2 rRNA genes are annotated in these 3,411 nt (G+C 56.0%); both read right to left on the bottom strand.

Features of this window, described 5'->3' with window-relative positions:
- Positions 1-1,351: ribosomal RNA gene (locus ASG04_RS03255) — 23S ribosomal RNA — on the bottom strand; the annotation flags it as partial.
- A 449-nt stretch (positions 1,352-1,800) separates the two neighbouring features.
- Positions 1,801-3,322: ribosomal RNA gene (locus ASG04_RS03250) — 16S ribosomal RNA — on the bottom strand.
- Positions 3,323-3,411 lie beyond the last annotated feature (89 nt).

Raw genomic sequence — 3,411 nt, 5'->3', positions numbered from 1 at the left:
GCGTCCACGGCTGGATCACTCCGCCGCTTCACTCGCCACACGACGCTCTCCTACCACTCCGCACGACTGAACCACGAAGGCTTGTCTAGTGTGCGAAATCTACAACTTCGGTGGTGTGCTTGAGCCCCGTTACATTGTCGGCGCGGAATCACTTGACCAGTGAGCTATTACGCACTCTTTCAAGGGTGGCTGCTTCTAAGCCAACCTCCTGGTTGTCTGTGCAACTCCACATCCTTTCCCACTTAGCACACGCTTAGGGACCTTAGTTGGTAGTCTGGGTTGTTTCCCTCTCGACGATGAAGCTTATCCCCCACCGTCTCACTGCTGCGCTCTCACTCACCGGCATTCGGAGTTTGGCTGACGTCAGTAACCTGTTGAGGCCCATCGGCCATCCAGTAGCTCTACCTCCGGCGAGAAACACGCAACGCTGCACCTAAATGCATTTCGGAGAGAACCAGCTATCACGAAGTTTGATTGGCCTTTCACCCCTATCCACAGCTCATCCCCTCCATTTTCAACTGAAGTGGGTTCGGTCCTCCACGACGTCTTACCGTCGCTTCAACCTGGCCATGGATAGATCACTTCGCTTCGGGTCTAGGACATGCGACTCAATCGCCCTATTCAGACTCGCTTTCGCTACGGCTGCCCCACACGGGTTAACCTCGCCACATATCACTAACTCGCAGGCTCATTCTTCAAAAGGCACGCCGTCACACCAACAAGGGTGCTCCGACGGTTTGTAAGCAAACGGTTTCAGGTACTATTTCACTCCCCTCCCGGGGTACTTTTCACCTTTCCCTCACGGTACTTGTCCGCTATCGGTCATCTGGGAGTATTTAGGCTTATCAGGTGGTCCTGACAGATTCACACGGGATTTCTCGGGCCCCGTGCTACTTGGGATACACATCCGGCCATAACACCATTTCGTCTACGGGGCTGGCACCCACTACGGCCCGGCTTTCAAACCGGTTCGACTATGATGCGCTGTAACCGCCCCAGTCCGGCAGAACTGAGCGACGTGTCCCACAACCCCGACCATGCAACGCCCGCCGGCTATCACACATGATCGGTTTAGCCTCATCCGCTTTCGCTCGCCACTACTCACGGAATCACATGTTGTTTTCTCTTCCTGTGGGTACTGAGATGTTTCACTTCCCCACGTTCCCTCTACCCGCCCTATATATTCAGGCGGGAGTCACCAGGTCACAAAAGCGCCTGGCGGGGTTTCCCCATTCGGAAATCCTCGGCTCACAGCTCGATTATCAGCTCCCCGAGGCTTATCGCAGATTTCTACGTCCTTCTTCGGCTCCAGATGCCAAGGCATCCACCGTTTGCTCTTAGAAACTTGACCACAAAGATTAAAATTGCGATCGACTCGTCAACCACACCCACCGAAAGGTGAGCATGCTGGCGAGCGATCTAAGATGCTCGCGTCCACTGTGTAGTTCTCAACATACGATCGGCACCACACTCCCCCAGCAGAACCTGCCGGCTTCATGTGGCCCATCGAAGGACCCCCACAGATCATCACGACCCATGCGGCCCAACCCCGGCAACCCGAAGGTCACCAGCAGCCTGGTCCCTCAGGACCCAACAACGTGCACCAGCAGGAACCTCCACCCCGACCCGTCCCAACCACACCCGAAGGCGCGGCGTACTGGAGTCGGAAGCATCAGCCCCCACTGCACTGTCAATGTTCCACCCATGAGCTACCCGTCGGACACGGTCGGTCCGAATCGGGCGCCTGGACCAGCCACCACCCACCATGACGGTGGACAGCACTGACCAGATGCTCCTTAGAAAGGAGGTGATCCAGCCGCACCTTCCGGTACGGCTACCTTGTTACGACTTAGTCCTAATCACCGATCCCACCTTCGACGGCTCCTTCCACAAGGGTTAGGCCACCGGCTTCGGGTGTTACCGACTTTCATGACTTGACGGGCGGTGTGTACAAGGCCCGGGAACGTATTCACCGCAGCGTTGCTGATCTGCGATTACTAGCGACTCCGACTTCATGAGGTCGAGTTGCAGACCTCAATCCGAACTGAGACCGGCTTTTTGGGATTCGCTCCACCTTACGGTATCGCAGCCCTTTGTACCGGCCATTGTAGCATGCGTGAAGCCCAAGACATAAGGGGCATGATGATTTGACGTCATCCCCACCTTCCTCCGAGTTGACCCCGGCAGTCTCCTATGAGTCCCCGGCATAACCCGCTGGCAACATAGAACGAGGGTTGCGCTCGTTGCGGGACTTAACCCAACATCTCACGACACGAGCTGACGACAACCATGCACCACCTGTACACCGACCACAAGGGGGCGACCATCTCTGGCCGTTTCCGGTGTATGTCAAGCCTTGGTAAGGTTCTTCGCGTTGCATCGAATTAATCCGCATGCTCCGCCGCTTGTGCGGGCCCCCGTCAATTCCTTTGAGTTTTAGCCTTGCGGCCGTACTCCCCAGGCGGGGCGCTTAATGCGTTAGCTACGACACAGAAACCGTGGAAAGGTCCCTACATCTAGCGCCCAACGTTTACGGCATGGACTACCAGGGTATCTAATCCTGTTCGCTCCCCATGCTTTCGCTCCTCAGCGTCAGTTACGGCCCAGAGATCTGCCTTCGCCATCGGTGTTCCTCCTGATATCTGCGCATTCCACCGCTACACCAGGAATTCCAATCTCCCCTACCGCACTCTAGTCTGCCCGTACCCACTGCAAGCCCGAGGTTGAGCCTCGGGATTTCACAGCAGACGCGACAAACCGCCTACGAGCTCTTTACGCCCAATAATTCCGGACAACGCTTGCACCCTACGTATTACCGCGGCTGCTGGCACGTAGTTAGCCGGTGCTTTTTCTGCAGGTACCGTCACTTTCGCTTCTTCCCTACTAAAAGAGGTTTACAACCCGAAGGCCGTCATCCCTCACGCGGCGTTGCTGCATCAGGCTTTCGCCCATTGTGCAATATTCCCCACTGCTGCCTCCCGTAGGAGTCTGGGCCGTGTCTCAGTCCCAGTGTGGCCGGTCACCCTCTCAGGCCGGCTACCCGTCGTCGCCTTGGTGAGCCATTACCTCACCAACAAGCTGATAGGCCGCGAGTCCATCCCCAACCAAAAAATCTTTCCACCACCAGACCATGCGGCCGGCGATCATATCCAGTATTAGACGTCGTTTCCAACGCTTATCCCAGAGTCAGGGGCAGGTTACTCACGTGTTACTCACCCGTTCGCCACTAATCAACCCAGCAAGCTGGGCATCATCGTTCGACTTGCATGTGTTAAGCACGCCGCCAGCGTTCGTCCTGAGCCAGGATCAAACTCTCCGTAAAAAATTACAACCAACACCGAAGTGTCAGCGAGTTGATTCTGACTGTTGACTGTCTACTGACAATCTTCAATCCAAAAGGAATTGTCTCCG

This window comes from Curtobacterium sp. Leaf183, assembly GCF_001424385.1.
Taxonomy (GTDB): domain Bacteria; phylum Actinomycetota; class Actinomycetes; order Actinomycetales; family Microbacteriaceae; genus Curtobacterium.
Note: the sequence above shows the minus strand (reverse complement) of the source record. Positions and strands in the feature narration are given on the sequence as shown.